The organism is Brevundimonas sp., from assembly GCF_041648055.1.
GTDB lineage: Bacteria > Pseudomonadota > Alphaproteobacteria > Caulobacterales > Caulobacteraceae > Brevundimonas.
This window is the reverse complement of record NZ_JBAZPS010000029.1, coordinates 1-2,574: the sequence shown is the minus strand read 5'-3', so window position 1 is coordinate 2,574 and position 2,574 is coordinate 1. Positions and strand designations below refer to the sequence as shown.

At 64.5% G+C, this 2,574-nt stretch carries 2 protein-coding genes; both read left to right on the top strand.

The features are described from left to right. Positions 1–108 precede the first annotated feature (108 nt). On the top strand, positions 109–1,596 hold the full coding sequence (istA, locus tag WC585_RS17225) for an IS21 family transposase (protein ID WP_132884630.1): 1,488 nt from the start codon (positions 109–111) through the stop codon (positions 1,594–1,596). Beyond that, entirely contained in the window at positions 1,593–2,444 is an 852-nt protein-coding gene (gene istB / locus WC585_RS17220; protein ID WP_321170157.1) for an IS21-like element helper ATPase IstB, read from the top strand. The genes istA and istB overlap by 4 nt, the downstream gene beginning before the upstream one ends. Positions 2,445–2,574: the final 130 nt, after the last annotated feature.

The following is a 2,574-nucleotide window of genomic DNA, read 5'->3' as shown; positions in this document are numbered from 1 at the left end:
TGTGAAGGGCGGTGACAAACCAGGCCACAGGACCGCCGGCGCAGTGCCGTCGGGGGCGGAGTAAAATCCGGCCAGTTGGTAAGCTGCTCCCTTTGCGGAGCGGCGGGGATGTTTGTCGTGGAGAGCTACGCAGCGGTCAGACGGTTTGTATTTGTCGAGGGGCATAGTCGCCGGGAAGCGGCGGAGGTGTTCGGGCTGAACCGGGATACGGTACGCAAGATGTGCCTGTATTCGGCGCCTCCTGGATACCGCCGGACGAAACCTCCGACCAAGCCGAAGCTCGGGACGCTGCTACCGGTTATCGACGCAATCCTGGCAGCCGACCGCGAGGCGCCGGGCAAGCAGCAGCACACGGCCAAGCGGATCTTTGAGCGGCTGCGCGACGAGCATGGCTATACGGGCGGCTACACGATGGTGAAGGACCATGTGCGGCTGTGCAGGGCCCGCGGGCGCGAGACCTTCGTGCCGCTGGCGCACCCGCCGGGGCATGCACAGGTCGACTTTGGCGAGGCGGTCGCGGTCGTCGGCGGGGAGCGGATGAAGATCCACTATTTCTGCATGTCGCTGCCGCAGTCGGATGCCTGCTTCTTCAAGGCGTATCCGCGCGAGACGACCGAGGCGTTTCTTGACGGGCACGTGTCGGCATTCGCGTTCTTCGGGGGCGTGCCGCTGTCCATCCTCTACGACAACACAACCATCGCCGTGGCAAAGATCTGCGGCGATGGAACGCGCGAGCGCACACGCGCCTTCACCGAGTTGGTCAGCCACTACCTGTTTCAGGACCGTTTTGCGCGTCCAGCGCGAGGCAACGACAAAGGCAAGGTCGAGGGGCTGGTGAAGTTTGCGCGCAACAACTTCATGGTGCCCGTGCCGGTCGCTGCCAATTTCGATGTCCTGAACGCCAGGTTCGAGGAGTCCTGCCGTACGCGCCAGGGCGAGCATGCCGGTCAGCACGCGCAGACCATCGCCGAGCGGCTGGCGGCAGACGTATCGGCATTGCGCACGCTGCCGTCCGTACCACTGGAGCCATGCGAGAAACGCGCGGCGCGCGTGTCGTCGACCGCGATGGTGCGCTACCGGACCAACGACTATTCGGTGCCGACCGCGTACGGCTACCGCGACGTGATGGTGAAGGGGTTCGTCGACGAGGTCGTCATCATATGCGCGGGCGAAGAGATCGCCCGGCACGCGCGTTGCTACGACGAAGGCGTATTCGTCTCCAACCCACTGCACTACCTCGCGCTCATCGAGACCAAGCCCGGTGCGCTCGACCAGGCGGCAGCCCTTCAGGACTGGAACCTGCCGGACATCTTCCAGCATCTGCGCCACCTGCTCGAGGCGCGGATGGGCAACAAGGGTAAACGCGAGTTCATCCAGGTGCTGCGGCTGCTCGAGGCGATGCCGCTTCCCATCGTCACGGATGCCGTGACCGAGGCAGTCCAGTTGGGCGCACCTGGTTTTGACGCGGTAAAACTCATCGCGCTGGCGCGTATCGAGCGCCGTCCGCCGCGCCTGGATTTAGCGGCGTATCCGCACGTGCCCAAGATGGACGTCAAAACGACGTGCGCGGCCGACTATGCGGTGCTGGCAGCATGACGGACAAGGACGCCATGCCGGTGGGCACGACCGCAGGTACGCCACAGGTGCTGCTCGCCCATCATCTCAAACAACTCAAACTGCCAACCGTTCTGCGCGAGTACGAAAAGGTCGCGCGCGAATGCGCGCAAGGCGGGGTCGACCACACGCGCTACCTGTTGCGGCTTATCGAGTTGGAGCTCATCGACCGCGAGCGCCGGACCATCGAGCGACGGATCCGCGCAGCCCGTTTCCCGGCCGTGAAGAGCTTCGACACCTTCGAGTTCACCGCCATCCCCAGCCTGAACAAGATGATGGTGGTCGAGCTCGCACGGTGCGAGTATATCCTGCGCCGCGAGAACGTCATTGCGCTCGGCAACAGCGGGACAGGCAAGACGCATGTAGCCCTCGCGCTCGGCCTGGCGGCTTGCCAGAAGGGCTTCACAGTCGCCTTCACTACCGCGGCCTCGCTTGTGAACCAGTTGATGGAGGCGCGAGACGAGCGACGGCTGCTCAAGCTCCAACGCGAGATGGCGGCCGTGAAGCTGCTCGTCGTCGATGAACTCGGCTACGTCCCGTTGTCCCCGACCGGCGCCGAGCTGCTCTTCGAGGTGCTGTCGCAGCGCTACGAGCGCGGCTCGACCATCATCACCTCCAACCTGCCGTTCGAGGACTGGACGCAGGTGCTCGCCTCCGAGCGGCTGACCGGCGCACTGCTCGACCGGCTCACCCACCACGCCACCATCCTGACCATGAACGGCGACAGCTATCGCCTCAAGCAGTCCACCGGACGCAAACGTCGCGGGGCGGAGCAAAACCAGGCCAGTGCCCTGTCCGACCCGGACACCGGCGAGATTCCGCCACCCTGATCATCATGACAAGGAACGGCAACGATATGAAAAGGGCCCCGATCGGGGCCCTTTTCATATCGTCAGCGCGCGCCTCAAGTGGCCTGCTTTTACTCCGCCCCGCTGGCCTGGTTTTGCTCCGCCGTTGACA